Consider the following 621-nt stretch of genomic DNA (forward strand, 5'->3'; position numbering starts at 1 on the left):
CTGATTACAAGTCAGTTGCTCTACCAATTGAGCTACACCGGCATATAAATGGTGGAGGATGACGGGATCGAACCGCCGACCCTCTGCTTGTAAGGCAGATGCTCTCCCAGCTGAGCTAATCCTCCGATGTAAGTTCACTTAAATTTTTTTCGAAACAGCCTGGCAATGTCCTACTCTCACAGGGGGAAACCCCCAACTACCATCGGCGCTGAAGAGCTTAACTTCCGTGTTCGGCATGGGAACGGGTGTGACCTCTTCGCCATCATCACCAGACAATTACGACAAAAACCATTATACTATAATTAAAGAATATTTCAAGAGTTTTTTTAAAAAACTTTTATATTCCTTCAAAACTAGATAACGATTTACAATTCAATTCACTCAACTGAGTTTAACGCTTTTTCCTCTGTCCAGCTGCAGAAGCCAAATACTCCGGAAATTTCACAATCTCGTGCGAAGTCAAAGTACGACTTCTTCTCGATTGCTCCAATTTTCTCCGTATTTAAACGGGCTTCTTTCGCTTTTCGTTTTGGTTAAGTCCTCGATCGATTAGTATCAGTCAGCTCCACACGTCACCGCGCTTCCACCTCTGACCTATCAACCTGATCATCTTTCAGGGAT

At 43.5% G+C, this 621-nt stretch carries 1 tRNA gene and 2 rRNA genes; all 3 read right to left on the reverse strand.

Annotated features, from left to right (window positions below):
- Positions 1–49: 49 nt before the first annotated feature.
- Positions 50–125 (reverse strand) — tRNA-Val (locus K9V48_RS28460).
- A gap of 32 nt (positions 126–157) precedes the next feature.
- Positions 158–273, reverse strand: a 5S ribosomal RNA gene (gene rrf, locus K9V48_RS28465).
- A 256-nt stretch (positions 274–529) separates the two neighbouring features.
- A 23S ribosomal RNA gene (locus K9V48_RS28470) occupies positions 530–621 on the reverse strand; the annotation flags it as partial.

This window comes from Metabacillus rhizolycopersici, assembly GCF_020075705.1.